Here is a 24,036-nt window from a genome sequence, read left to right as displayed (position 1 = left end):
ATGGAAAGAGGATTCCAGGTCAGTTTAACTGGAATCTTTTTTTGTGCTATTCAACTACAAATCGGGGAATGGGGCAATGTTCTTGTCATTTATGGGATCAAGTTCTTGACTTCCGACAGAAAAACCTTGACAGATGGGTTTATCACTTTATACAGACATATGTACAAAAACAGACATTGTGTGATACTCAAAAGCATTAAAGCGAAAGATTTATCAACGGAGTTGAGCTCGTCGCGTAATGGAGCTGGTCTTCAGGTTGATAGTGGAGATACAAATAGCTTTTGGAACGTACTCCGCTGTCACTTTTAACGAAGAAATTAAAAGAAAAAATCCGAAGAAATTGAAAGTTTGTCTGCTCAAGCTACCTATATACTGTCTGAGAAGAGCGAGCGCTCACTTGAGGATCGGCACAGAAAGCGTTGGTTCTGCATGTCCGAAAGAAGGAGAATCGGACGGGTAAGAGGTTTTACGAGATATATTGTATGCGCTTACAGAAGTAATTACACTATGATGGGAGAAGTCTAATCATGAGAAGAAATAAATTCTTCAAACTAGGCGTGTTTCTGGCTGCGTTCATTGTCAGCTCAATGCTTCTTGCGCTTCATTCGTCTGCCGTTGCCGAGTTCTATTCGAACGTGCCAGGCTACGTGCCGGTTACGGGAACCTGGTCCGAGCAGAACGGCGAGGGACTTAAAGGCATCAGCGCTCCGAGCGCCAATGCGCTTAGCATGACGAATGCGGCAAGCGATACGAATTTTACGCTTGAAGCGGATGTGAAGATAGACGCCTCAACTCCTTACGGCGTAGGCTCGCTCGTGTTTCGGGCGGCAGAAGACGGCAACAAAGGCTATGCGGTGAGCATAGATCCGAATTTGGACCAGATCCGGCTGTTCGATCTGGCGACTGGCTCGAGCGTCGGGACACCATACAGCACATCGCTGAATACCAATACAGCCTACCATCTGAAGGTTACGGCGGATGGACCTGCGCTCAAGGTCTATTTGGGCGGCACGCTTGCGATTTCCGTTAGCGACACCAAGTACGCCAAAGGCAACTACGGTTACAACGTTTTTAACGGATCAGCCTATTTCCAAAATGTAACCGCTTACGATATATCTACAAATTTAACCGGTTGGATGGTTTCCTCCGGCACGTGGACTTCGACCTCGCTCGGCCTGCGGGCTTCGGCGGCAAGCGGTCAGAACGGCTACTTTATGGCCGGCCAAAACGCGGACAGCTTCACTTATGAATCCGACGTGCTCATTGAAAGCAGCTATGCCGTCGCCACGATGCTGTTCCGCTCCAACTCGGCCGGCACACAGGCCTATGGGCTGCAGATTGATGCGAATATGGACCGGCTTCGCTTGTTTAAGACGAACGGCGATGTGACGTTGGCAACCCAAACCCTCACAATCGATACAGGGAAAGTATACCAGCTTAGAATTAAGGCAGATGGCAGCGCTATTAAAGTATATATTCAGCAAGTAGGCTCGCAGATCTCGACCGGCTACACGCCGGCCATCTCGGTGACGGACTCCAGCTACATCTCCGGCCAACTGGGTCTCGCTGTCTACAACGGTACTGCCGTGTTCCAAAATATCCGCATCAGCGATTTAAACACGAACCTGTACGGCTGGACCAACACGGGCGGATCCTGGACGCCGCACCTTGGTGGAGTCAAAGCCGTCAGCGCCGGTACAAGAACATTGTCCCTCATAATGGCTCAGGCCCAGCTAACCTGGTGTAAGGTATATGGCTAAGGAACTGGGCGCTAGAGGCATTCGAGTCAATACGCTTGCGCCGGGAGCAATTGCGACCGATTTCGGCGGTGGCGGACTGAAGAACAGCCAAGAGATGCAAACGGTCATCGCCGGTCAAACTGCGCTGGGCAGGACTGGGGAAGCAGATATCGGCGGCATCATCGCGGTGCTCTCACGCCTGAGATGGGATGGGTCACAAATATCGTAACGCCAATTAACAATTTAAATGCCATGAATATATTAGGAATTAATTTAAGGGTGGTAAGTGATGTGTGGAGCTGCAGCATATTGATATGTTTGCGAATAAATAAGGGTACAGTGCTATACTAAGATTTCACAAAAGGGGGTATTAGGATGTTCAAAATTGAGGCGTTCGCCAAACTGAGCGGCGTGACGGTGAAGACAATGCGCCACTAGCCCAATGGCCGTAAGACTGCCGTAGAGATGTCGGCACTTGGACGCGTCGGCGAGCCTTCGGATATCGCAGACATCGTCGCCTTTGTAGCGTCACCTGACGGCCGATGGATAACGGGACAAATGATCGATGCGACCGGCGGATCGCATTTGTAAACTATGTCAGAACAGAAATCAGGAGGAAAAATGAATGAAAAATGAATAAAGAAGAAAAACAAATGTATAATCAACGAGTATTAGAAAAAGCACATAAATCGAGTAAATCAATGGAACTATTGATTGATCCACTGACTTTTTCACAAAACTCGTATTTTGTACATATGTACATAAATCGAGTCTAAGCCTTGCTACCACTCGTTTTCTATTGTCGGATGACAAGAACTTGATCCCATTCCCTACGAGAATAAGCAAAACAATAAAAATAATACTTGCACGGATTTTTGAAATCCTACACGATTAAAACAATAAATCCGCTTGCGCGGATTCCCATTGTTGATTATGCAATTTATAATGTCAATCTCTATACATACTGATCGACATATTGACGAAGCTCTTTGTTTTCCTCAATAATATGTGAGTAGTACATCATTGATGCACCTAATGATCCACCATCCAAACCTAAATAGTATCTCGTTAAAGAATACGGGAACAAAGTCAATTTGTGCTTGTGCAATTGCTTCATGTGCTTTCTTCACTTTCTCATTAGTAAAACACTATCAAACTAAACTCCCCATTAGCGTAATGAAGCAGCCGATCATTGTGGTCGACTGCTTCATTGTGTTAATTGAACTATCGTTCCCCGTTAGCTTAATAGCTTCCCCATTTCACCCATAACATAATATTTTATGTTACCTTTGAGATGATGCCCATCTAATGGACTTTTCTACTAACTCATTAACAAAAGATTCCTTTCCTTCTTGGTATTTATGTGTATCATCTGGGTACTTATTGGCTAATTTCAGTTTCAGTTCTCCGTACTTTTTAGCGTCATCAGAGTGTAAAAGTAAATATTCTTTAAAGTTCAAATGCAGTTGAATGTTTATATTTCCAGTCTGGTATATATGTACGTGATGGGTTCTGTTACTCCCACCCTTTGTAAAATACCGTCTTCCTGCAATTCCCTGCTCACCTCGGACAGAGTAACCATTAACAGCCATTTTGTCATTGTAGAGGTCAATCTTCTCTATTTCTTTAACGACAACCAATATATCAATAATTGGTTTGGAGTAACCTATATTAGGGACAGATGTACTTCCAATATGGTGAATAGAAGTCATTTCGCTAATAAAAATTTGACTGATTAAATTGGTTTCTATTACATACAACTCATTCCATGTTTCAGTCCAAGCTACTATTTCTGTCTTTCGCATATTTCCTCCTAAATTATCGTTCTAATTATCACCACCATTAATTTTACCATAAAATGTTGATACGTTATCCTGCCCTTTAGCTTAATGAAAAATAGAGCAGTTACCGAATCGCAATCTGCTCCATGGTGCATAAAGCTAAAATTTCCCGTTAGTTTAAACAGGTGATCATTATTATCGGAATGCAGGTATCGTTGGGTTGTTTTCACTTAACTCAATCTTATGGATTACTACCTATCCCAACCACAACCGAGAAGATTCCTTCATCATCGTGCTTTAATATAACGATGAAGGTACCAGGTTTTGCTTCCGGATCGAGAGTCGTAGCAAAATCGTAATATCCCTTCATCTGTAAAGCGAGATCTTTACTCTCATACTGAACGACATCACGGCTCTCATCAGCAGTATATTCCCTGACTATGACCGCATCACTCGGAATGATCGAGGAAACCTCATGTAATGCTTCCTCTGCAGTGCGCCGAGGGGAATCCGTATTTTCAAACGACAAGGTTACGTTGTTAGCTGTATTTTTCTTCGACACATCATCTTCAGCATACATTATGAGAACTGTATTATTCTGATATGAACTGAACAAATCATCTTTTTCGTTCTCACTTGTTCCACGAACCTGCTCGATAGCCTCCTTGGTATCATCACCAAGACCTCCTGCTTTGGTGATTAAAGGTTCAATTGCCGAGGCTTGTTCTTTCGTTGGCTCTGGGGTATATACATTTTCTGTATTTGGATTAGTTTCTTTCGCTACAGCAGTCTCAACCAACTCACTTAATTCGGCATCCTCATTATTCCCATACCTTGTTCTCGTTGACTGAACCACCGCACCCGGCTACAGCTATAAGTAAAGCAATAAGTCCAGCTATAACTAATATTTTTTTCTTTAGTATATGCATAATCAAACACCCAGCATTATTTTACAACTCCATAAATATAACATGATATTAGTTGGTTGAGCTAACGTTCCTCGTTAGTTTAATCTTTAACCCGACAACAACTTATTCTCCACCAATCGTGATTTTTTTTAAACTTTTTTCCGTTCGTTAAACAGGCTGCCGACCGGCAAAGCTCGTCGGCAATCGGACAATGTTCTGGTCACCGATCGGGAACCGGACATTGTTTTTGGCATTGACAAATGCCAAAAACTTGATTCGATAATAAATAAAGCCCGCAATTCAAGCAGACTTCATTCGGCTAATGTTCTTGTCATCCGACATCGACGGCCTGTCACGTGGGTATAGTTTCCGAATAATGACCGTGACAACAACTTTATTCCACTAAATCCAAAGAAGCCGCGATTTACGCGGCTCTTAATGAGATAAAGTTCATGTCAACTGACACGTGGCTGTAACAGGTCAGGTTAAGAGATCCTAATGTACGTTTACGTATTATAAATATTTCCACATTCTCTCACGGTCGGTTGATAAAAACAGTGCTTCTTCCATCGTCCTACGAACGGCTGATCATACCAAGTTGGCGGGCATGGCCCGGGATTTTCGAACGATCCTGGACGGAAATACCATAGGGAGAATTCGCCTGGCCAATTCCGCTCCCCATTCACAGCCCGTTGCGCCAGACGGCGTTCCCTCTCTCTTGCGCCTTGATAGTACATACCATGTTGCAACGCTTCGAACGCATGCGGCTGGTTGATCATTTGGGGAATTGTCCGGATATCTTTAAAATCGGAGCAATTCCCTCTTATTCGGTTAATGCCAACATTTCCAACAAGGAGCATGCCCATTTCGCCTTCGGTCTCAGCTTCAGCTCGAAGCAACCTTGCCAACATATCAATATCCTGTTTCCTGGATTTTACGACTGCCATTGGCTCACCTCTTTAGATTTCTAGACTCATCATATTGTAGGTGAGACGGATGTGTTACTCTGGCACAAGAGAGAGCGATAATAAATAGCTGTTCCACCACACTCTGCTGCCCGTTAGCTTAACGCCTAGCTGTATTTCTTGTGAAGAGAAGTACAAGGAGTGCCTCAGGCACTTCCTTCGTCTTGTTTTTGCTTTTAAGATTGCGTTATAACAATAAGGCAATAATACCGCCTATTCCTGCAAGGGTACACATCGTTCCACCAAAACGAATTGAACCAATATATAAAGATGAGGGCTCCGTAGCGTCATTAGATTTCCACATTTCAGTCATTGACCAGATTAATGTAGGTTTAATCAACATTAAAATTCCAACGAAAACAAGAAGAAAATATAATACAAACATTTTTAGCCTCCTATTTCTTTGGGGTCCAAACATAAGAAGCACACTAAACAAAATCATAAAATCCCCCCAAACTTTTCATATTATAAATATACAATCATGAATAGCTGAGCTCTTAGGAATATTGGTGCCTATGTTGCCGGCGCCATGGTAGCTGTTTTGTTCGCATTAAGCTATAGTGTCCCGTTAGCGTAATGCATTGACAAAGTGAAACAACCTTTTATTGCAACGGTCCATATGTCTTTAAATAATCAAGCATCAACTTATTCGATATAGCTAGCGCCTTTTCACGAGTAGTTGCAGGCACCGAAAGCATATATCCATTCTCAGCGTTCCAGATGGTTTGCGAATTTTCACCCTTTTGACCTTGAACATGATCAGCAATAAGAAAGCTTACTTGAGAAAAGTCTCTGTTTGCAAATATTAGATGTGACTGGTAAATTTCAGTTCCTACGACTGCTCCCCGCTCGCCATAGATAAAATAAGGGTACGATATCGAACCCCACCCCTCATTTGAAAAAGGTATTTCCAACTTCCGCTGATCAAGTGGAACCGGGATATGTTCTCCGACGATATTCACTTCACCTTTAAATGTACGTTTGCCATTTAGTTTGGTATACAATTTCCCTTTAATTATTACTATCGCTGGCTCCGTTCCAGTTCTCTCACCTGCAGCTAAAAGCTGATACTTGACACCCGTCAACGTTACATCGATCGAACGAGGAAACGTTTTATAAACTATAAAGATCGCGCAAAGAACAATAACCAATAGACCGATCATCATCATTCGCCTTTTCATAAAAATACAATCTCCACCCATCCAAGTAAATTCATTCCAAATTATTAAACGAACTGAACATAATGGAGGTTGCGTATGATATGAAGCCTTCAGAAACTTCTTTAACGTAGTTGTTGCTAAGCTAACCTGCCAGTTAGTTTGCGAAGGGCTGCAGCAAATTTTTGGATTCATAACGCACCTCAAAACTTCCATTAATCATAAAATCAACTAATAACTCTAAATGGGATGAATAATCGAATGGTCTCAGCGCATACAACAGGGAGCCTCGATTACCTAATGTCTTCGGGTTCATAAGTAGTTCGATAATTGGTTCCACTGCCATTGGATTTCTAATGTCGCTTAAGGCTATAGCAATTTCATTTCTGAGTATTTTGTTATCCGTATTTCTTAAATGTTCAATTAGCATAATGACAACTTCTTCATTATTGTGTCGACTCGCCTCAGAAATTGCTGAAGATGCTTCATTTTGATTACCACTCTTTAGAGCCTGTTCTAAACGAATAAGATCCATTGCTCGTCCTCACACCTTACCTTTCATGACCACATTAATACTACCACATATTGGAACTATCCTGCCCGTTAGCTTAATAAAATGAGCAGACCCTCACAGAGCCTGCTCATTCATGTGTATTATTCAACTATCGTATCCCGTTAGCTTTATGACGCACCGTTAGTCTAAGACTTTTCCTTATCCCCTTATTCATATTTAGATTTATTTAATTGTTTGGAATGTAATCTTGTCCAATAATAACCTTCCATTTTTCCTCATCTAAAGTTACAGGAAATTCGTTGATAATGTCACCGTTATCTTTAGTGTTAATATTTGCAGTAACAATGTAGTTATTGTCATCTATTTTTTTAATAGATACAATATCCTTTAATTTAACCTTGTCTGTGCTTAAGAGCTCATTGTACTCAGTTTTACGGACTTCATCATCCGAAAATCTGATATCAATTGTGTTATCAATCATATTGTCAACATTCTTGTCATCAATCGACTTAAAAAAACTCCTTAATATACTTTCAATCTCTTTATCAGACGCCTGTGAAGCATTTGTTGAAGAATTACCATATGAAAAAATAAAAACAGTAAAAGCAACAACTAATAATGCTCCTCCTAAAATTAATTTAATTCTTTTATTCATTCTTCTATCCAATCCCTTTCCATTTTAAATTTTAATTGCCTTTGCAAAGTCAACCTTTACATCCTACCATATTTTTACTAATTTAATCCTTATTTTGTTGCTCAAATATGCTCGTTAGCTTAACCAACTTTTAGTTTTGAATAAATTCAGCAGATACAAGGGTATTGTTCCAATCCACATTTATTGTGTATGAGCCAGGCTCCAATTTCGAAAATATCTTTATATCTGTATACTCCTGACCAGGCTCCAAATCTAGATAGTCTTTTATTGGAACCCCACCTTCGTCTACTGCTTTGTTGTCTTTTAACAACTTATAGCTAGCTCCGCCAATAACAGTCACTTTTGTTTCACTTTGGTTTTTGAAGGTATAAGTTATTTTAGTATCGGTACCTAAGTTTTCTAACTCAACGGAACCGACTAAATCAGATTGATTTGTATTGCTGTTTGATTCTGATGGTTTATTTGTAGGAGTATTCGCGGCTGATGGTTCAGTGTGTATTGGTTCTGACTCAGTATTTGACTTTGTACAGCCTGCTAAAATCATGCACACTACTAAAACTAACAATATGATAAAGCTATTCATTTTCGTCATTAGTATCACCTCGTTATAATCAGACGAACACGTTCATGAATAGGTTGCTAATTCTAAGGACTAGTCACTATTCAGCTCTAGTAGCTGTCTTCACTTGCTTAGTGACTAAAAATAACCCCTTCTAACGAAAAGTATTATATAAAACCAGAATGGTAACAGCACATTGCTAGGAGGGAGAAATTTATGACTATCCAACTCGCTGAATATATTAATCACTCAGCTCAAAATAATCCCAATATAATTTCTATTATGGCCGAAATGATCGCAACTATGGAGAATGACGCCAAACTCAAAAAAGAAATTCTTTTTACAGTTGATGAAATCAGTATGGAGATTTCCAGAAAAGATAAACTCCGTTATGACGTAGTGAATGCTACTCGTAATAACGGTGACTATTACAAAGCTAAGATGGTATGGAAACAATTTAGAAATGAAGTAGAGCATGCCCTAGGAGAATTGTATAAGCGAATTCAATGGACAAGATACCCTGACGAGTGGAGTGAGACATATGAGCTCCTAAAGCGTCGAGCAGCTTTACATGATGATGAGGTGGAAAGATTAGAGCGGCAAGAGTTATTGAGCGTCTAGTCAGTTTATAAATTGGAACAGTCAAATAACGTACCTCTTATCACACTCATACAATACCACATTATGGAAATTTCCTACCTAATAGTCCAATGAAAAACAGCTGCCGATTGATTACCGGCAGCTGTCTTATTGTTGTGCTAATGTTTCCCGTTAGTTGAACAAATGCCGCTTACGTAAAAAACTAAAATACAATAAGAAAGAAATAATTATGAGCATGGCATAAAACCAAGCGGAACGATACCACACATACTTAAGCTCCAGCAAAAAACTCATTCCGCCTTCGTCAGGTGGCAAAAGCGAATAAAGTGATACTTCAATATAGAACATTACAAAGAAAAACAAGAGTAACGGAAGAAATAAAGACCATACTAAGAGTTTAAATTTCATAAAAGTCTCCTTTTCTTTATATCAATGACAAAAAATTAGACGCATGCTCATGGATATTGTTACTCCAAATTTGTTAGCGTGGAAAAAGCAGCCGATCATTCTGACGGGCTGCTGTTTCATAGTGGAGCCTCGTCCTGAAGTAACCTTATTGTTTTAAAACTATTAGATGTTTTTAGAAATGTAATAGTTGCTGTAACTTGGAGTTTATCAGTGATGAGAATATGCTCATAAACAACACCACCAAACATTACGATGAATACAACATAATACTGAAGAAACATTAACAAACTATCCTGTATCGGAACATTTGAAGCATTATGCAAGTGATAATAGATAAAATACATAAATGAGAAAAACATGTTAAATGACCATGTTAATAAATATTTCTTTGATTTTGTTATCTCTATCACCTCAACTTGTTTAAACGAGTTCGAATCCTCCACAACTCCTTCCACTGAGAAAAGCTATAGACGGTTACTCACACTATTTTCAAACGTTGTAATTACCTGGAATGTCACTGAAAGTACTACAGTCGAAAAAATTTTATCATTGCATTAACCTGCCCGTTAGCTCAACAGGCTACCGTTTTATGCCGGCAGCCTCGTCCTGATGATTGTTAAACTATAGTTTCCTTAACAAATTCGTCTGACATCGCTATTGGCTTACAGGTACTTCAAGCGTGGTTTCGTCAGGGTTTAATACAAATTCCCACACTTTCCCGTCATCTCCCTTGTAGAAGAAAGAATACATAATAGCTTTTTCCTTTTGGAAGTTAATAAACAACTGGTTTACAACATTCCCATCGATTATATCTTCGTGGGCAACCGCATCTAATCTTCTTTCATAGTTTGCGCCTTCTTTATTTGTGGTATCATAAAGCCAAAGTTTGCCTCCATCTGCATCTCCTGAGATGTAATCTTTTCCAAATGCTTCTTCCACTTCAGATTTTGAAAGACCAATTTCCGCTTTTTCCTTTATAAACTCTTTATCTAATGTTTCGGATGATTCACCTGTGCAGCTTGAAAATACAATAATTACAACAAAGCCCAGACAAGTAGTTAACAACTTTTTCATTTCAATTCCTACCTTTTGTTGAACCATAAGCCAGCAATAAATCCAGAGGTTCCAAATAGTACTGCGATAATATTAAAGATTATATCCCTCTTCTCTGTTGTTGTTTAGTTCTAACATTTATAGTACTCCCTTCGATATCGGTAATTGTTAGAGCCCAGAAAAAACAGCCGATTGCCATCACTCAATCCTCCCGTTAGTTCAACACCTAACAGTACATCTGTACAAAAACCATCATTTTGTGAAGATATAAAAAGAGCTACCGCAGCAGCTCCTTCTTCGTTTGTATAGGGTCCTTCATTGAAGTACCTTTCCAAGCCAGTTTATAAGTTTTTCCGAAAAACTTGCCCTTATTTAAGGTACGCTTCACCTTATACGCTATAACGGCTAAATTTTCTACGCAGAAAAAATCGCAACAAATATTGTTAGCGCTCTACACTTTCAATAAAAGGTACCCATCTTTCGGGAATCCGACGTATTCTCATGGCTTTTGTTCATGCTACCTCTCTCCATTTTCAGCAGCAGGTAATAGGATAACATAACAAACATAAAGACCACGACTGACTTTATACTTCCCATAGGGTTGCCGACAGCCATCTCGGACCAAAACGCGGAAATACAGTCAATAGTGAAACCGGCATACGCCCATTCTTTCAGCCTGTAATACTTAGGAACCAGCAGTACAAGGATACCGATGATTTTTGCTACTCCAAGAAGAGTTAGGAAGTAGACCGGGTAGCCTAGCAGTTGAGTTGTTTCCACGAAATTTTTGGAGGAATGAGCAATCTCATTGAAGGCACTGAGTGCGAATCCTGCGAGCGTGCAAGCCGTAATAATCCAGTAAGTAATCTTGATTTTTTTCATCTTGATAGCTCCTTTTTCGATATTTTTTGATTTCCCTGTAATTTAATTGTAGATGGAATCGGAAACGGGCAGAGCTGTAAAAAGTCATGAATTTACAACAAAAAAGGCAGAACATTTGTGCGCTAAAGCATGATAAATATCATGCTCTATGCCAAAAGTCATGCCATTATTAGATGAGTGCCTGATGACGAACTGCAAAGAGTGCAGCTTGTGTTCTGTCTCGCAGACCAAGCTTGGCTATGAGGTTTGAAACGTGGTTTTTCACTGTGCCTTCTGTGATGACAAGGATACTTGCCATCTCTTTATTATTTAATCCCTGACCCAATAAAGCGAGGATCTCTTTCTCGCGTTCGGTCAGAGCCGCTAAAGCGACAGTTTCCTTAGTGCTGAGGGGATTTGTTTTATCCAAGTTCGATTCCGATATTTTCTTAAACTCATTCAACAGCATGGCCGTAATATCGGATTGAAGCACCGTCCCTCCGTTATATATGGTTTGAATGGCGCTGACGATCGCCTCGGAGGGCATATCTTTCAGCAAATAGCCATGGATACCTGTTTCCAAAACCCGTATGATTAACTCCGCGTCATCGAAGGTAGTCATTATCAAAATCTTGGTCTCGGGTATATGCTTTAAGATCAACTCGGATCCTTCGATGCCGTCCATTCCTGGCATTCGGATATCCATCAGCACCACGTCCGGCTTCCACTCCAGCGCCTTCGCATATGCATCCCTGCCGTCAATTGCCGTCCCTACAATTTCCATCTCCGGCTCAAGACCGATAAGAGCGGCAAGTCCCTCTCTCATGAGCCGCTGGTCATCTACGATCAAAACTTTCAAAGCTGGACACGCTCCCTTTCCAAGGCAGAATAGGGAAATGACCCCTCAACAGCAAACCCTTCGTTCCGATCCAGGTAAAATCGCACCTCTCCATTCCACTCCCTCGCCCTTTCCTGCAAACCGATTAGACCAAAACCTGGATTTAATTCATCAGGGACGACCCCATCGTTACGTATGCTCAGCGAAAATCCGCTCTCCGAGTAGGCTAATGTCACATTCACATTCTTTGCTTGGCCGTGCTTCTGTGCATTGGTAAGGGACTCCTGAACCATGCGATAAGCCGTTAACTGAAGGTTGCGGGGCAGAACAACGGGAACCCCCTTTTTTTCAAAAGTGGTTTGTATTCCGGTGAATTTCGTAAACTCGGCACTCAACCTCTCGAGACTGTCATACAGAGAGATACCTCCCGCCGGTTCATCCCGAATAGCCCTTACTGACAGCCGAATCTCTTGCAAGGACGATTTGATTAACTCTTCGCATTCTTGATAGATTTGCTGACTGCGTGGGGAATCCGTCATGTTCAGCTTGCGAGCCAACTGCATTTGAACCAATAATGCCGTTAATTTATGGCCTACCGTATCGTGAATATCCCGCGCAATGCGCACCCTTTCCCTTGTTGCTGCCCACTCTTCCGTTTGAAGCGCATACTCCTGCAGCTGCTCATGTGACTGCATCAACTGGGCATACAATTGCATTACATTCTCCCGAGCGCGTTGATAATACTGGATAACTGCGCTTACGATACCTGAGAATATAATAAACGAACAAGAAACAAAATAGCTGATTATTTCGAGTTGTTTATATAAATACCAATCAATACTGCCCATCGTTACAAGATACATGGTAAGCAGCAGGATGCAAGTAATGACCAGCATTCGAGTGCTCTTGACAAACATCAGAATCGCCAAAGCGGTAATCCCGATGAATAAATGATTCGGAAAATCCCCACTTATATAAACATAGCCGTAAGCAGCAGATGCCATGAAATCGATGAGGAGGATGTGAAGAAGCCAATTCTTCCTTTTCTTCCTATGGAGATAAAATAAATTAATCCCAAGGAACATCAAGATTGAAATCACAACAATGATCAAATTCCAAAAAATTGTAATCGAATGTTCAAAATAAAAAACACCGGTTAAGGCTAAATCAAGGATGAGCTTCACACCGAAAATTAGTCCCCATGAAAGGGGGCTCTTTCTTATGTTCTTAATCGCTTGGATCATAGACTTCTTCACCTCACTTACCCCATATTAGCACATTTAGCTATCAGTTGTGGTAAGGTTTACCATTCATCGAATTTTCACGCTTCCCGAAGCAAGCCTACTGGCTAAGGGATACCATCCTTCGGGATATATATTGACACATTATATATCGATCTGATAAATCGTGGTCATAATTTACAAATATTTCTACATGACAAGGGGGTTAATTTTGAACACTCAGGATGTTATTTTAGGCCTGCTTATGAAAGAATCATTGACCGGATACCAAATAAAGCAGTTATTGGAGAATGTGTTCTCTAATTTCTATAGTTCTAGCTATGGAATCATATATCCCACACTTGCTCGAATGGAAAAGGAAGGGTTCATCACTAAGGAAAATGTGCTCCAGGAAAACGAACGATTACGAAATAAAATTTGTACAAACATGTTGATGAGGTAACGCTCGCAAAACTTTTAGGAGGAATGTTATGAAAACCATTTTTATCACAGGTGCTTCAACGGGCATTGGTAGAGCTACAGTAAAACATTTTGCTGAAAGAGGATGGAACGTTGTAGCCACGATGCGCTCACCTGAACAGGAAACTGAATTCAATTTATTAAGTAATGTGTTAGTGCTTAGGCTCGATGTTGAGAAGGAAGATACGATTCATCATGCGTTAGCAGAAGCGACCCAGCGGTTTGGTAAAATTGTTGTTCTTCTTAATAAAGCTAGGTATGGAACAATGGGTCTTATAGAAGCAGCTACGGAAGAGCAGATTAGAAGACAGTTTGAAGTGAACGTTTTTGGTCTGATCCGAATGACTAAAGCTATGCTGCCACATTTTAGATCCAATCAAGAAGGTCTGTTGATCAATATCTCTTCTATGGGCGGGAGAGTGACCTTTCCTACGATGTCTTTGTATCATTCATCCAAATTTGCGGTGGAGGGTTTTTCCGAGTCGGTATTCTATGAATTAGCCTCACAAAACATCAAGGTAAAATTGATTGAACCAGGTGCTATTAAAACGGACTTTGGCGGAAGATCGATGGAGTTCTTTTTTAATGATGCATTAACAGACTATAAGCGATTTACTACTGCATTTCGGAATAAATTGGGTGAGATGGAGAAACACCCGTCATACGCCTCACCTCCAGAAATTGTTGCTGAAACCACATACCAAGTGGCCACCGATGGAACAAATCAATTCCGATATATCGTAGGGGAAGATGCCAAGATGCTCATTCATATGAAAGAAAATACGGATGAAATGCAATACCTAACAAATATAGCCCAGCATTTTTCCTGAAAAGGAACCCGCGTTCAGAAGTCCCATCCATCAAACCATCGCTTCAGAGATCTTAGAACTCTCTGAATCAGAGATGATCTGCTAGCTCCCGGAACAACACAGCTACAAGGGAATTAGCCGTCATTTGTGGTAAGGTTCATCGTATCATATGTAAGGAAAAATCTTCCTATGGCCTTAAAGTTGCTCTTTATAATTTAAATCGTCTACATGGAATGGTAGTACGACTAACAATAGATAAGCCCATTGTTGAGTTATCTTTCAAACTCAAATTCGTTAAGGAACTTTATTCAGACAGAGGATTGCAGTTCGGAGTTGTATATACCAATAAGTCTCCAGCTATTACTGGAGACTTACAAAGCATCGCCGTAGATCCTTATTTTCACGAAATAGGAGTACCATTAGGCATTTCAGTATCCGGCCTTAATAGAATAACATCTCCTTTTTCCGGGACTCCTCCCAAAACTAATACCTCCGATTTGAATCCCGCAATGCGCCGAGGAGGAAAATTGATGATTCCTATAATTTGCCTCCCTACGATTTCCTCAACCTTGTAACGCTTCGTTATTTGTGCACTTGAGGATTTCATCCCGATCTCCGGTCCAAAATCAATCTTAAGCTTTATCGCAGGGACCTTTGCTTCTTCAAAAAACTCCGCTTCCTTAATCGTTCCGACACGAATATCTAGTGCTGCAAAATCATCGATCGTTGCCAACGTCTTGCCTCCTTCACTAAAGTCTTTAACCGCTCCGTGTTACATTTTACTGTGCTGGGCGGAACGGTCGCAGGAGTCGAATCCCTTCCTCAATGGATCCCTCCATCAGTTCTAATAGCTGGGGAACCAGTTCCTGCATCCGGGGGGCGTTCAGGTGCCGATCAAGAGCATCCCGGTTTTCCCAGCGCTCGTAGATGATGAATGTGCCGGGCTGGCCTTCCACCTCGTGAGCCTCGTAGTCAATGTTGCCCAGGTCGTTGCGCGACGGGGTGACAGCAGCAGTCATAAATGCCTTCATCTCGGCTTCTCTCCCTGCCTTAGCTCTCGCCTCCCAGAGTACAGTAACGTAACGGTTCTTTGTATCGTTGATGCTAATTCCTCCTAATTATAATTACTGCATTTTTAACTTTACCGTTGAATTCCAGTGTATCAATGGCTTAGCTTCATGCTGTTATAAGCGTCCAAAAGAACGATTAAAGCCTTGGCCCGCAAGAACATCTTGACGAACCACATCTAAACGGCGTGTTTGGTATTCACTCAAAGCATTTATGATCGAATTCGGATACTTTTTAATGGCGTCCATAATGGCAACCGTATCGTCAAGTGAGTCATTAAAGCCTGCGCCCGTCATTGGTGACATGGTATGAGCTGCGTCGCCGATTATGGCTATTCTTCCTTTTGACAATAGATTAGGGATGTATTCATTAACAGGTGCACCGATTAAACTGCGATCCTTAATCGCGATTTGCAATATGGCATCATCTTCTTTACTCCAATTGGCTTGGCTGGTTTGTGATAGTTCTTCCAGCAGCGAATCCGGAATAGCTTCACCGTATAAGGAATGCTGGGCAATCCCGTCCTTTAACACGCCTAATTCAGACAGCGATTGATTATGCGAATGATCAAACCAGCAAAAACCTATCCATCGCTGGCCAGGATTGGTCCCCCCCTCAATCCCTGGCATCACCGCAGTTGTCAATGTACCGGCAGCACTATCATTGAAATAAGCGCTCGAAAGCTGCCGTTTTTTCCAGTCTTTCTTTGGCAGCAATTTTTCATCCACTTTCCCTACCCAAACCAGATAGCCAGCATAATCCGCAAATGGTTTGTCAGGGCTTAAATAACGGCGGACAATACTGCGATATCCATCTGCGCCAATCAAAAAGTCTCCTTTAAACGTCTGCTCCTCTTCACTGGTAGCCCAAGCAGATGATTCATTTTGCCCAACACTAACAATTCGTGTATGGTGCTGAAGGGTAATACCAGGTTCATTTGCGACTGCATTGCGCAAACGTTCTTGAATGGCTGACCAGGCTTCAACATTGTTGTTACCATTGGATGCCAAGTGTCTTAATTCTCGTTCAATTTCACTATTACGATAAGGCTTTGAGTGTAAGCGAATAAAAGCACCATTTCTTAATGATGAATCTGCACGTTCAAGAATGGTCACTGCATAACCAGAACGGGATAACGCAAGCCCCATCATTAGACCACCTAAAGATCCACCTACAATAATGGCATGTTCAAACTGTTTTTGTGACATCATTCATTCTCCCGTTTTGAAATGGCGGGCATTCGTAAAATGCCCGTTACTGCAGCTTCATCTGGCTACGGAGCATCCGATCGAGGAGTTTGTCCGGGAGAATACGGACCAGTCGGGTCAGCAATGCCGAATCGCGACCGACCGTATAGCGGGTGCGCGGCTTCCTTTCGTGGATTGCTCGTGACACCACTGCCGCCACTTTCTCGGGGCGGATACCGTCCGTTGCCCATGTTTCAGCCTGAGCCTTCACGGCATCAAAAAGACGATCATGGCGCCTGTGCTGGTCCGGCGTCATTAACTTGGCCAGCCGCTCCGCTGTCGTAATCCCTTGTTCCGACAGGCCCGTGCTGACACCACCCGGAGTGATCATGATAACCTTTAAGCCGAACGAAGACATCTCCCTGCGAAGACTGTCATTGATCGCTTCCATAGCATACTTTGCAGCCGAATAAATTCCGAAACCGGGCATGGAGACCTTGCCGCCAAGCGAACCGATATTGACCACGCGTCCGCCGCTGTTCAGCAAGGCCGGGGTAAGCGCCTGAATAACCGCGACCTGTCCGATCACACTGACTTCGATCTGGCGGCGAAATTCATCGAGTGGAACCATCTCGAGAGGTGCATTAACGGCGATGCCGGCATTGTTGACCACGGCCCGCAAAGGGCGACCAGACGGATCTTGCACCACCCGTTCGGCCAACGCCTTTAGTGTCTCGATATTGGTAACGTCAACGATCACCGGCTCGATATTTTTGCGTTTGATTTTGTCGGCGTCTTCCTGACGACGAACCCCAGCTAAAACGTGAAATCCGTCATCCGCGAGCTGCTCTGCGGTAGCCCTGCCGATGCCGCTGGACGTACCTGTGACAACGACCATTTCTTGAGTTTTGAATGACATAGTAACCCTCCTAAGTTGGATAAGATATGGATCACTGTATAGCACTGTTATACGGTTATTATAGCACCGCTATACAAAACTGTCTATAGCGGTGCTATAGACTTTTTTCGAAGTGTTGTCCTGCGGTCTGAATATCGTTTTGGCGGGCGCTGCGTGATATACTTCGGCGCTCACGAGATACCGTCGCGTGAGGAGTGAGATCATCGAATCCCTCTGAAAATGAAAAAAATCGCCATCCTGCTTGGATAGGCGATCTCTCTTATGTGCCACTATTTTTGGAACTTCATCTTTACCATGGAGCATAGCAAAGCCCCAATTGAGGCTTTGCCTGGAGTCTCAAGACTCTGTCATCGAATCTCTCATTTTGAATCGGCGTCCGGCCTTTGGATCAAAATAATCTGCATTACGCTTTCCCGAATGAGATCAACGACGTCGGGCGGGGGCGGGGGCGCCTTGCGAAGTTGGGCCGTCACATACAGCCAAGAGGCCGTATTGGCGGAAGCCCAGACCAGATCTGTCGCAGCCTGGGTTGGCACAGCCAATTTGCCTTCGGCAGCGACTCTCTGAATATTTTGCACCAGTGCTTGGTGCGACTGTTCTGCCGCCTCGATATGGGCGCCCTCGAGCAACCGCCCCATCATCGCCGCATAAATCCGAGGACGGGCTGCCGCGAAGCGGACATAGTCATCCCATCCTTGCCGAAGAGCCATCTCTGGGATGGTGGACTCCACTGCGGCAATCTTGCTTTCAAATAACTGTTTGAACGCTTCCACTATAGCTGCACTCAGGAGTCCATCGGCATTGCCGAAATGGTGGTAGAGTGTAGGGGCCGTAACCTTCGCGATCGCAGTTACGGCTCGCGTCGAAAATTGGGCTCCGCCCTCCTCTTCGAGTACCTTAAGAGCAGCTGCCAATATTTTGTCATATGTGTTCATAAGCCCATTATAGCAGTGCTATATGCGTATGTCCATGACGAAGGTTGTACGTCTGTGACCATTATCCCTGTAGCCCCAAAAGGTACTGAGGATTTTTCTTTCAGATTAACTTCCTCATTGTACAGAAGAGATGGAGCTACTGTTGTGGATATTTTAGGTTTGGCAGAGCCAAACCTAGTAGTGAAATCGCAATAATATGGTTCGCCCTACTTGTGATAAGGTTCACCGTAACATCTATAGAGCGAAATCAACAGGCACCCGTTCGGGTGCCTTTCGTGGTAGATGGCTGTAGTTAGGACTTGTTACCTGTCCCAACTACAACTGAATAAACTCCTTAATCGTCATGAATTACAACAAAATGAATGTTCCAGGCTTAAATTCAGAACCAAGAGTAGCTGCAAAGTCATAAAATCCTTTTAATCTTACCGCAAAAAGATTGTTCTCGTACTGAATAACATCACGACCCCCGTCTACCGCATATACCTTTACCTAACAGCATCTTTAGGAATAAACGGGGCTGCTTCAGCTAGAGCTTCATTTTTAGTAAGTCGCTTTCTCTATTGAAAAAGTTTAGCTATGCTATTATCCGTCTTCAATGAACGGATGATAAGACTTAATGCTTCAGCGCGAGTAGCCTTATTATCCGGTGCGAACTGATCCATGCTTATGCCGTGAATGGGACCTGCGGTCTTCGGACGGATGGTTGTAGCAGGCAACGATGGCTGCCGTGTTGGCCAGGATGGCGAATTTGAACGTAAGATTGAATCCCCGCTGGCTTATTAGCCGGCGGGTTTCTTCGTGAGCTAACCGTTTCTTTTACTTCGAATTTCTGTAAAGCCCAGAACGGCCTTCAAACCATTGAAACAAATGAGTGACAATCACTTTCAGGACCGCATAGCCGGGAACCGCCAAGATAATTCCCATCACGCCAAACAAATTCCCCGCAGTCAAAATAACGAAAATGATCGTAATTGGGTGAATATTAAGCGATTTTCCCATAATTTGCGGAGAAATAAATTTGCCTTCAATCAATTGGACGATTGTCCATACAATAATCATCTTAAGAAGCATGCCGGGTGAAGTAACGAATGTCACAATCAATGCGGGAGTAATTGCTATTACCGGTCCCAAATAAGGGACAATGCTTGTGAAAGCCGCTACGATGGCAAGAACCAAAGAATATTTCAGGCCTATGATCAAATAGCCCAAATACAACAAAGTCCGATGCAAAAGCTGACGATGACTTGTCCCCGTATATAAGAACTAATTTGATGATTCATTTCCTCCATTACCTCGAAGGATTGAGTTCGAAGTTTGGTAGGAATGAGATTGAGAATGAAATGTGGAAGCTTCTTGCCATCCTTCAGAAGGTAAAACAAACTAAATGGGACGACGACAATGGCTAAAACCGTTTCTGTTATAGCTCCCACAATGCTCACTAAGCTACTCACCATCTGATGACCAAACGAAGTCAAGTGTCCTGTTACCGTATTAGTCCAATCCGTGGAGCTATATCCAGTCATATGCTGGAATCGGTTAAAAAACGCGCTTCCGATTAATTTTTCAAACCGATGTCCAAATAAAGCAATGATGAAGTTTCAGATAACACGCACAGTGTTAACAACATACCCATTATTAATAATGTAGCGGGGCTCGGCAATGTAAAAGAAAGAAGCTGCTAAGATGGTTTCACTTCTGAGACAGCCCCCTTAGATTTATTCAAACTCAGCTCATGGTTGCCGAACCGACACTACCGTCTCTCCGGATCTAATAACCTGCTCAAGCCGTATTCCGATGTAGTAATACTGAGACGCTTCATTAACTCAAATTTTTAAGTGGTGCCTCACAATGGGTATACTAGTAAGGAAAGGATGTGTTTTATGATGGGAACCATGAAGGCGGTAGGACTAACCCGATACCTTCCAATTGAAGATCCGGAAAGCCTGGTAGACTTAGTTGTGGAGAAACCACGAGCGACGGGGCGTGACATTTTGGTCAAAGTTGTGGCCATATCGGTCAACCCTGTTGACACCAAGGTGCGGGCGCCGAAAGACAGAGTTGAAGATGTCCCTAAAATTTTGGGTTGGGATGTAGCAGGAATTGTTGAAGAGACGGGACCGGACTGCTCGCTGTTCCGTCCGGGGGATGAAGTTTTCTATGCGGGCAGCATTGCACGACAAGGCGGAAACAGTGAATACCATCTGGTCGATGAACGAATCGTCGGGCGCAAGCCTGCTTCCCTCAACTTCACCGAAGCGGCAGCCCTTCCTTTAACCTCTATTACAGCTTGGGAAGCATTATTTAGCCGCATGTTGATTTCCCAAGATCCGGGCGCCAACGTAGGCAAGTCCCTTCTTATCATTGGGGCAGCGGGGGGTGTAGGGTCCATTGCCATCCAGCTTGCCAAACAAGCGGGGCTCACTGTAATCGGGACTGCATCCAGGCCGAAAACGGTCGAATGGGTTCAATCCATGGGCGCCGACTATACGATCAATCACCATGACCCGCTCCTTCCGCAGCTTGAGGCCATTGGGTTTCCAAGCGTTCCGTACATTTTCTGCCTGAATGCATTGGAGGAACACTGGGCTGGCATCAGCGAAGCCATTTCTCCCCAAGGGGTTGTATGCGCAATCGATGATCCGACATCTCCGCTTAACCTCAATCTGCTCAAGCAAAAAAGCGTCACCTTCGTCTGGGAGTTTATGTTTACGCGCTCACTTTTTGAAACGGATGATATGATCGAGCAGCACTTGCTGCTCAATCGGATCGCGGATGCGGTGGATCAACAAAAACTGAAAACAACGCTCGCCGAAGTTCTTGGGCCGATCTCAGCAGAGAATCTTCGCCAAGCCCACAAGCTGTTGGAGAGCAATAGGGCGGTAGGCAAGATTGTTCTAGAGGGTTTTGTTTAAAACCTGAACTAGGAAAAAAGAAATATTAGATTTCCGTTGTCCGATTCGGCAAAAGTAAATAAATAGAAGGTCGACTGCTGCTAGCAGTCGACCTTTAAATTTAAGATAAAGGAGGCCATCCTTAGCTGGATAGCCTCCTTTTATATTCCGATCCGGTGTTTTTACTTTATGTGTTTATTTAATAATAATCGGATCTTCAGAATTTTAATCCATTGTTATACATAATCTGACCATATGCACCAACAAATATATATTTTCCGTGCGCTTTAACACCGTCCTTCATCATTTCATTGCCGTTGATTTCAAATGAATATTTTTTTGGAACAGGAACCTCATTCCACTTAACGCCGTCTTTCGAAACATAATAAGAATTATATGTTACATAATCCCCGTTTACTTCCGCAAGAGAATCGTTGAAGGCGAAGAAATTTCCGTCAAACGACGTAACAAATTCAAACCGGTCATTTTGGTCCAGATTAACTGCAGACTTCGACCATGTCTTGCCATCCTTTGATACCCACATTTTCGTCGCATCATACGGATAGACCGCCATGTAACGCTCACCGTTCCAAGCCAGATCGGCTTGCATAACAGCCAGATTCGCCAACCCCGTCCACACCGTTCCGTTCGTGGACTGCATGATTTTCGTATACTGCTTGCCGTTGTTATAAATCTGGAATGCGGCCAACACCCGTTTCCCATCCGACACCATCGAGGTGAGCCAATAGCCCGATTTACTAACACTATCCACTTTAGTCCAGGTAAGTCCGTCCTTGGAAGTATACACACCATACACTTGATCAGACGCGATGAAGAACTTCCCTGTCCATAGTATTTTACTTAAACCTCCGTATTTATCTTTAAATGTCACCTTTGCTGGCTTCCAACTGATTGCATCGGAAGATACATAGACTCCACCGTTGCCGACCGCAACAAATTTATTCGCGCCCCACGCGACATCGAACAAATTCGATCTCCCTAAACCCTCTTTATATGAAAAAGGATTCGCGCTCTTCCACTGCGTTCCATTATCCGTGTAAATGATGCTCCCTTGCAGGCCCACGGCTACCGTTCTTTTCCCACTGGTAGCTACTGCGTTAAAATCCCCGCTTCTGGATGTTCCTGCTAACCGGTAGCTCCATTTAACCCCGTCGCTCGTAGAGATAGCGTAGGTGCCGTCAGGATGACCTTCCATCTTATTAGAACCAAACCCGGCATACCCACCATCGACTGGATACATCGTATAGACCGTAACATGGAGATTGGATAAGTCATTCTGCTTCCAATTCACCCCATCGTTAGAGGTATAAGATACTTGCCGGCTGGAAGTGTTAGTTCGGACATCTCCAACTGCGATGTAAGTTTTCCCGTTTGTAAATAGCGATTGCAGCTTGACGTTACTTGGCGATCTACTTTGTTTATTCCAAGTCAACCCATCTTTCGAAGTATAAAACCCGTTTCCTACACCCAGATAATGATCCTTGACCCATATCATATCAATAATATTGGCTTTGGTATCAAGGGGCTTGCTTGTCCAATTCAGCCCATCCTTAGAGGTATATACCTTCTTTTCTTCATAACCAAAAATAAAATAGTTATCGTTAACATATTCAATCGGATGCGAGCCATACTTAACCCCAAACGTGAGGGTCTTGGTCCACTTCTCCCCGTCACTGGAAGTGAATACATGCTCCCGTCCCACAGCCACAAAATTGTTTTTTCCCCAAGTGAGATAATGAATCGCTTCACCCGGCTCAAAAGCGATCTTCTTCCACTGTAGTCCATCGGTAGACGCAAATGCCTCGGAAGACGCATAATCAGCTTCTCTTTCATATTCCGTGTTTGAGCCAAACATAACATATTTCATTCCATCCCAAGCGATGGTTGTGAGTTGATAGCTTCCAAACTTCGACAAAGCCTTCCAATTCCGTCCGTCCGTTGACCTCATCACGCTTCCATAGGGACCAACGGCAACATATTCCTTATCGCCTTTCGCTAGAGAGTAAGGCGGATTAGAGCTGTATGATGACTCCATAGTCCATCCTTCGCCTATAGAGTAAGGCGCCTCCCGCAGCGTGATAGTGTCAATGCTTTCATAAGATGATGCAGCCGATACTACTGAATTCACTCTCAAAAAAGGCCATACCAATGCGACACAAATGATCATTACAACTGCTTTTTTCCAGTGCATAGCTTCCTCCTAGTTGTTATCCCACGATGTTGTATTGGGTCAATCCAAAAAAAATGAACCTTGTTTAAGGTTCATAAATATTGAACTGAGTCCCTATCCCCATTATATGCCTTTAGAACCAATTAAATTAATAGGTCTATAAGACTATATATTTAAATAATGGGAGTTTAAACTCGGAGGCTGATATTAAACAGGTGTTGGAATTAGTACCCCTTCAACTCCGACGTTTGTACTACTTTGTAAAGCGAGCTGCCTCTAAGCATTCATGCTCGAAAAA

24 protein-coding genes and 2 pseudogenes are annotated in these 24,036 nt (G+C 42.9%); 7 read left to right on the top strand and 19 right to left on the bottom strand.

Going from position 1 to position 24,036, the window contains the following annotated elements:
* The first annotated feature begins 527 nt into the window (after window positions 1-527).
* The 3 genes and pseudogenes from ACN6MW_RS29980 to ACN6MW_RS29970 all read left to right on the top strand — a co-directional run.
* The gene (locus ACN6MW_RS29980) at window positions 528-1,760 is read left to right on the top strand and encodes a hypothetical protein (RefSeq protein ID WP_419873384.1); all 1,233 of its coding nucleotides are present in this window, start codon (window positions 528-530) and stop codon (window positions 1,758-1,760) included.
* Complete coding sequence (locus tag ACN6MW_RS29975; RefSeq protein WP_419873383.1) at window positions 1,753-1,968, top strand: SDR family oxidoreductase; 216 nt, start codon at window positions 1,753-1,755, stop codon at window positions 1,966-1,968. Before ACN6MW_RS29980 ends, ACN6MW_RS29975 begins: the two co-directional genes overlap by 8 nt.
* 221 nt (window positions 1,969-2,189) lie before the next feature.
* A pseudogene (locus tag ACN6MW_RS29970) lies at window positions 2,190-2,330 on the top strand (SDR family oxidoreductase); the annotation flags it as partial.
* A 692-nt stretch (window positions 2,331-3,022) separates the two neighbouring features.
* Here the strand turns inward: ACN6MW_RS29970 and ACN6MW_RS29965 are convergent.
* The 8 genes from ACN6MW_RS29965 to ACN6MW_RS29930 form a co-directional block, all read right to left on the bottom strand.
* On the bottom strand, window positions 3,023-3,544 hold the full coding sequence (locus ACN6MW_RS29965; protein ID WP_419873382.1) for a GrpB family protein: 522 nt from the start codon (window positions 3,542-3,544) through the stop codon (window positions 3,023-3,025).
* Window positions 3,545-3,761: 217 nt separating this feature from the next.
* Window positions 3,762-4,319: a hypothetical protein gene (locus ACN6MW_RS29960; RefSeq protein ID WP_419873381.1), complete on the bottom strand. Its 558-nt coding sequence runs from the start codon at window positions 4,317-4,319 to the stop codon at window positions 3,762-3,764.
* Between the two features lie 615 nt (window positions 4,320-4,934).
* On the bottom strand, window positions 4,935-5,375 hold the full coding sequence (locus ACN6MW_RS29955; RefSeq protein ID WP_419873380.1) for a cell wall hydrolase: 441 nt from the start codon (window positions 5,373-5,375) through the stop codon (window positions 4,935-4,937).
* Between the two features lie 205 nt (window positions 5,376-5,580).
* Complete coding sequence (locus tag ACN6MW_RS29950; protein WP_169091605.1) at window positions 5,581-5,778, bottom strand: DUF6199 family natural product biosynthesis protein; 198 nt, start codon at window positions 5,776-5,778, stop codon at window positions 5,581-5,583.
* Window positions 5,779-5,995: 217 nt separating this feature from the next.
* Window positions 5,996-6,574, bottom strand: a complete 579-nt coding sequence (locus tag ACN6MW_RS29945; RefSeq protein ID WP_419873379.1) for a hypothetical protein — start codon at window positions 6,572-6,574, stop codon at window positions 5,996-5,998.
* Between the two features lie 133 nt (window positions 6,575-6,707).
* Window positions 6,708-7,085, bottom strand: a complete 378-nt coding sequence (locus tag ACN6MW_RS29940) for a HEAT repeat domain-containing protein (RefSeq protein ID WP_419873378.1) — start codon at window positions 7,083-7,085, stop codon at window positions 6,708-6,710.
* A gap of 205 nt (window positions 7,086-7,290) precedes the next feature.
* Window positions 7,291-7,719, bottom strand: a complete 429-nt coding sequence (locus tag ACN6MW_RS29935) for a hypothetical protein (RefSeq protein ID WP_419873377.1) — start codon at window positions 7,717-7,719, stop codon at window positions 7,291-7,293.
* 130 nt (window positions 7,720-7,849) lie between these two features.
* Complete coding sequence (locus ACN6MW_RS29930; RefSeq protein WP_419873376.1) at window positions 7,850-8,311, bottom strand: hypothetical protein; 462 nt, start codon at window positions 8,309-8,311, stop codon at window positions 7,850-7,852.
* Window positions 8,312-8,494: 183 nt separating this feature from the next.
* On the opposite strand from ACN6MW_RS29930, the gene ACN6MW_RS29925 reads away from it, so the two are divergent.
* Entirely contained in the window at window positions 8,495-8,899 is a 405-nt protein-coding gene (locus ACN6MW_RS29925; protein WP_419873375.1) for a hypothetical protein, read from the top strand.
* 1,041 nt (window positions 8,900-9,940) lie between these two features.
* Here the strand turns inward: ACN6MW_RS29925 and ACN6MW_RS29920 are convergent.
* The 4 genes from ACN6MW_RS29920 to ACN6MW_RS29905 form a co-directional block, all read right to left on the bottom strand.
* The gene (locus ACN6MW_RS29920) at window positions 9,941-10,360 is read right to left on the bottom strand and encodes a PhoU family transcriptional regulator (protein WP_419873374.1); all 420 of its coding nucleotides are present in this window, start codon (window positions 10,358-10,360) and stop codon (window positions 9,941-9,943) included.
* 438 nt (window positions 10,361-10,798) lie between these two features.
* On the bottom strand, window positions 10,799-11,221 hold the full coding sequence (locus ACN6MW_RS29915; protein WP_419873373.1) for a DoxX family protein: 423 nt from the start codon (window positions 11,219-11,221) through the stop codon (window positions 10,799-10,801).
* A gap of 169 nt (window positions 11,222-11,390) precedes the next feature.
* Window positions 11,391-12,059, bottom strand: a complete 669-nt coding sequence (locus tag ACN6MW_RS29910; protein ID WP_419873372.1) for a response regulator — start codon at window positions 12,057-12,059, stop codon at window positions 11,391-11,393.
* Complete coding sequence (locus ACN6MW_RS29905) at window positions 12,056-13,294, bottom strand: sensor histidine kinase (RefSeq protein WP_419873371.1); 1,239 nt, start codon at window positions 13,292-13,294, stop codon at window positions 12,056-12,058. The genes ACN6MW_RS29910 and ACN6MW_RS29905 overlap by 4 nt, the downstream gene beginning before the upstream one ends.
* Window positions 13,295-13,472: 178 nt before the next feature.
* Between ACN6MW_RS29905 and ACN6MW_RS29900 the strand changes: the two genes are divergently transcribed.
* Window positions 13,473-13,721 carry a PadR family transcriptional regulator gene (locus ACN6MW_RS29900; RefSeq protein ID WP_419873370.1) on the top strand — a complete coding sequence of 83 codons (249 nt, stop codon included), beginning with the start codon at window positions 13,473-13,475 and terminating at the stop codon, window positions 13,719-13,721.
* Window positions 13,722-13,749: 28 nt separating this feature from the next.
* Window positions 13,750-14,568, top strand: coding sequence for an SDR family oxidoreductase (locus tag ACN6MW_RS29895; protein WP_419873369.1), 819 nt, complete (start codon window positions 13,750-13,752; stop codon window positions 14,566-14,568).
* Window positions 14,569-14,947: 379 nt separating this feature from the next.
* On the opposite strand, the gene csaA is transcribed toward ACN6MW_RS29895, so the two are convergent.
* From csaA to ACN6MW_RS29865, 6 genes and pseudogenes are all read right to left on the bottom strand, one after another.
* Complete coding sequence (csaA, locus tag ACN6MW_RS29890) at window positions 14,948-15,280, bottom strand: chaperone CsaA (protein ID WP_076161921.1); 333 nt, start codon at window positions 15,278-15,280, stop codon at window positions 14,948-14,950.
* 46 nt (window positions 15,281-15,326) lie between these two features.
* A complete protein-coding gene (locus ACN6MW_RS29885) occupies window positions 15,327-15,578 on the bottom strand; it encodes a putative quinol monooxygenase (protein WP_419873368.1) in 252 nt (83 codons plus the stop codon).
* Between the two features lie 153 nt (window positions 15,579-15,731).
* The gene (locus ACN6MW_RS29880; RefSeq protein WP_419873367.1) at window positions 15,732-16,826 is read right to left on the bottom strand and encodes an FAD-dependent monooxygenase; all 1,095 of its coding nucleotides are present in this window, start codon (window positions 16,824-16,826) and stop codon (window positions 15,732-15,734) included.
* A gap of 43 nt (window positions 16,827-16,869) precedes the next feature.
* Entirely contained in the window at window positions 16,870-17,721 is an 852-nt protein-coding gene (locus ACN6MW_RS29875) for an SDR family NAD(P)-dependent oxidoreductase (RefSeq protein WP_419873366.1), read from the bottom strand.
* A gap of 359 nt (window positions 17,722-18,080) precedes the next feature.
* Window positions 18,081-18,656, bottom strand: coding sequence for a TetR/AcrR family transcriptional regulator (locus ACN6MW_RS29870; protein ID WP_419873365.1), 576 nt, complete (start codon window positions 18,654-18,656; stop codon window positions 18,081-18,083).
* 816 nt (window positions 18,657-19,472) lie between these two features.
* Window positions 19,473-20,215 (bottom strand): annotated as a pseudogene (locus tag ACN6MW_RS29865) (AI-2E family transporter); the annotation flags it as partial.
* Window positions 20,216-20,527: 312 nt separating this feature from the next.
* Between ACN6MW_RS29865 and ACN6MW_RS29860 the strand changes: the two are divergent.
* Window positions 20,528-21,568: a zinc-binding alcohol dehydrogenase family protein gene (locus ACN6MW_RS29860; RefSeq protein ID WP_419873364.1), complete on the top strand. Its 1,041-nt coding sequence runs from the start codon at window positions 20,528-20,530 to the stop codon at window positions 21,566-21,568.
* A gap of 196 nt (window positions 21,569-21,764) precedes the next feature.
* Here the strand turns inward: ACN6MW_RS29860 and ACN6MW_RS29855 are convergent, their stop codons facing one another.
* On the bottom strand, window positions 21,765-23,759 hold the full coding sequence (locus tag ACN6MW_RS29855; RefSeq protein ID WP_419873363.1) for a WD40/YVTN/BNR-like repeat-containing protein: 1,995 nt from the start codon (window positions 23,757-23,759) through the stop codon (window positions 21,765-21,767).
* Window positions 23,760-24,036 lie beyond the last annotated feature (277 nt).

Source organism: Pristimantibacillus sp. PTI5, assembly GCF_048572955.1.
GTDB lineage: Bacteria > Bacillota > Bacilli > Paenibacillales > Paenibacillaceae > Pristimantibacillus.
This window is presented reverse-complemented; position numbering and strand designations above follow the sequence as displayed.

Coding starts and splice junctions, on each gene's coding strand:
- ACN6MW_RS29930 (WP_419873376.1), bottom strand. CDS start 8,311: ATGACGAAAATGAATAGCTTTATCATATTGTTAGTTTTAGTAGTGTGC.
- ACN6MW_RS29925 (WP_419873375.1), top strand. CDS start 8,495: ATGACTATCCAACTCGCTGAATATATTAATCACTCAGCTCAAAATAAT.
- ACN6MW_RS29875 (WP_419873366.1), bottom strand. CDS start 17,721: ATGTCATTCAAAACTCAAGAAATGGTCGTTGTCACAGGTACGTCCAGC.
- ACN6MW_RS29955 (WP_419873380.1), bottom strand. CDS start 5,375: ATGGCAGTCGTAAAATCCAGGAAACAGGATATTGATATGTTGGCAAGG.
- ACN6MW_RS29855 (WP_419873363.1), bottom strand. CDS start 23,759: ATGCACTGGAAAAAAGCAGTTGTAATGATCATTTGTGTCGCATTGGTA.
- ACN6MW_RS29935 (WP_419873377.1), bottom strand. CDS start 7,719: ATGAATAAAAGAATTAAATTAATTTTAGGAGGAGCATTATTAGTTGTT.
- ACN6MW_RS29885 (WP_419873368.1), bottom strand. CDS start 15,578: ATGAAGGCATTTATGACTGCTGCTGTCACCCCGTCGCGCAACGACCTG.
- ACN6MW_RS29870 (WP_419873365.1), bottom strand. CDS start 18,656: ATGAACACATATGACAAAATATTGGCAGCTGCTCTTAAGGTACTCGAA.
- ACN6MW_RS29920 (WP_419873374.1), bottom strand. CDS start 10,360: ATGAAAAAGTTGTTAACTACTTGTCTGGGCTTTGTTGTAATTATTGTA.
- ACN6MW_RS29880 (WP_419873367.1), bottom strand. CDS start 16,826: ATGATGTCACAAAAACAGTTTGAACATGCCATTATTGTAGGTGGATCT.
- ACN6MW_RS29915 (WP_419873373.1), bottom strand. CDS start 11,221: ATGAAAAAAATCAAGATTACTTACTGGATTATTACGGCTTGCACGCTC.
- ACN6MW_RS29980 (WP_419873384.1), top strand. CDS start 528: ATGAGAAGAAATAAATTCTTCAAACTAGGCGTGTTTCTGGCTGCGTTC.
- ACN6MW_RS29860 (WP_419873364.1), top strand. CDS start 20,528: ATGTGTTTTATGATGGGAACCATGAAGGCGGTAGGACTAACCCGATAC.
- ACN6MW_RS29895 (WP_419873369.1), top strand. CDS start 13,750: ATGAAAACCATTTTTATCACAGGTGCTTCAACGGGCATTGGTAGAGCT.
- ACN6MW_RS29950 (WP_169091605.1), bottom strand. CDS start 5,778: ATGTTTGTATTATATTTTCTTCTTGTTTTCGTTGGAATTTTAATGTTG.
- ACN6MW_RS29900 (WP_419873370.1), top strand. CDS start 13,473: ATGACAAGGGGGTTAATTTTGAACACTCAGGATGTTATTTTAGGCCTG.
- ACN6MW_RS29945 (WP_419873379.1), bottom strand. CDS start 6,574: ATGAAAAGGCGAATGATGATGATCGGTCTATTGGTTATTGTTCTTTGC.
- ACN6MW_RS29965 (WP_419873382.1), bottom strand. CDS start 3,544: ATGCGAAAGACAGAAATAGTAGCTTGGACTGAAACATGGAATGAGTTG.
- ACN6MW_RS29975 (WP_419873383.1), top strand. CDS start 1,753: ATGGCTAAGGAACTGGGCGCTAGAGGCATTCGAGTCAATACGCTTGCG.
- ACN6MW_RS29940 (WP_419873378.1), bottom strand. CDS start 7,085: ATGGATCTTATTCGTTTAGAACAGGCTCTAAAGAGTGGTAATCAAAAT.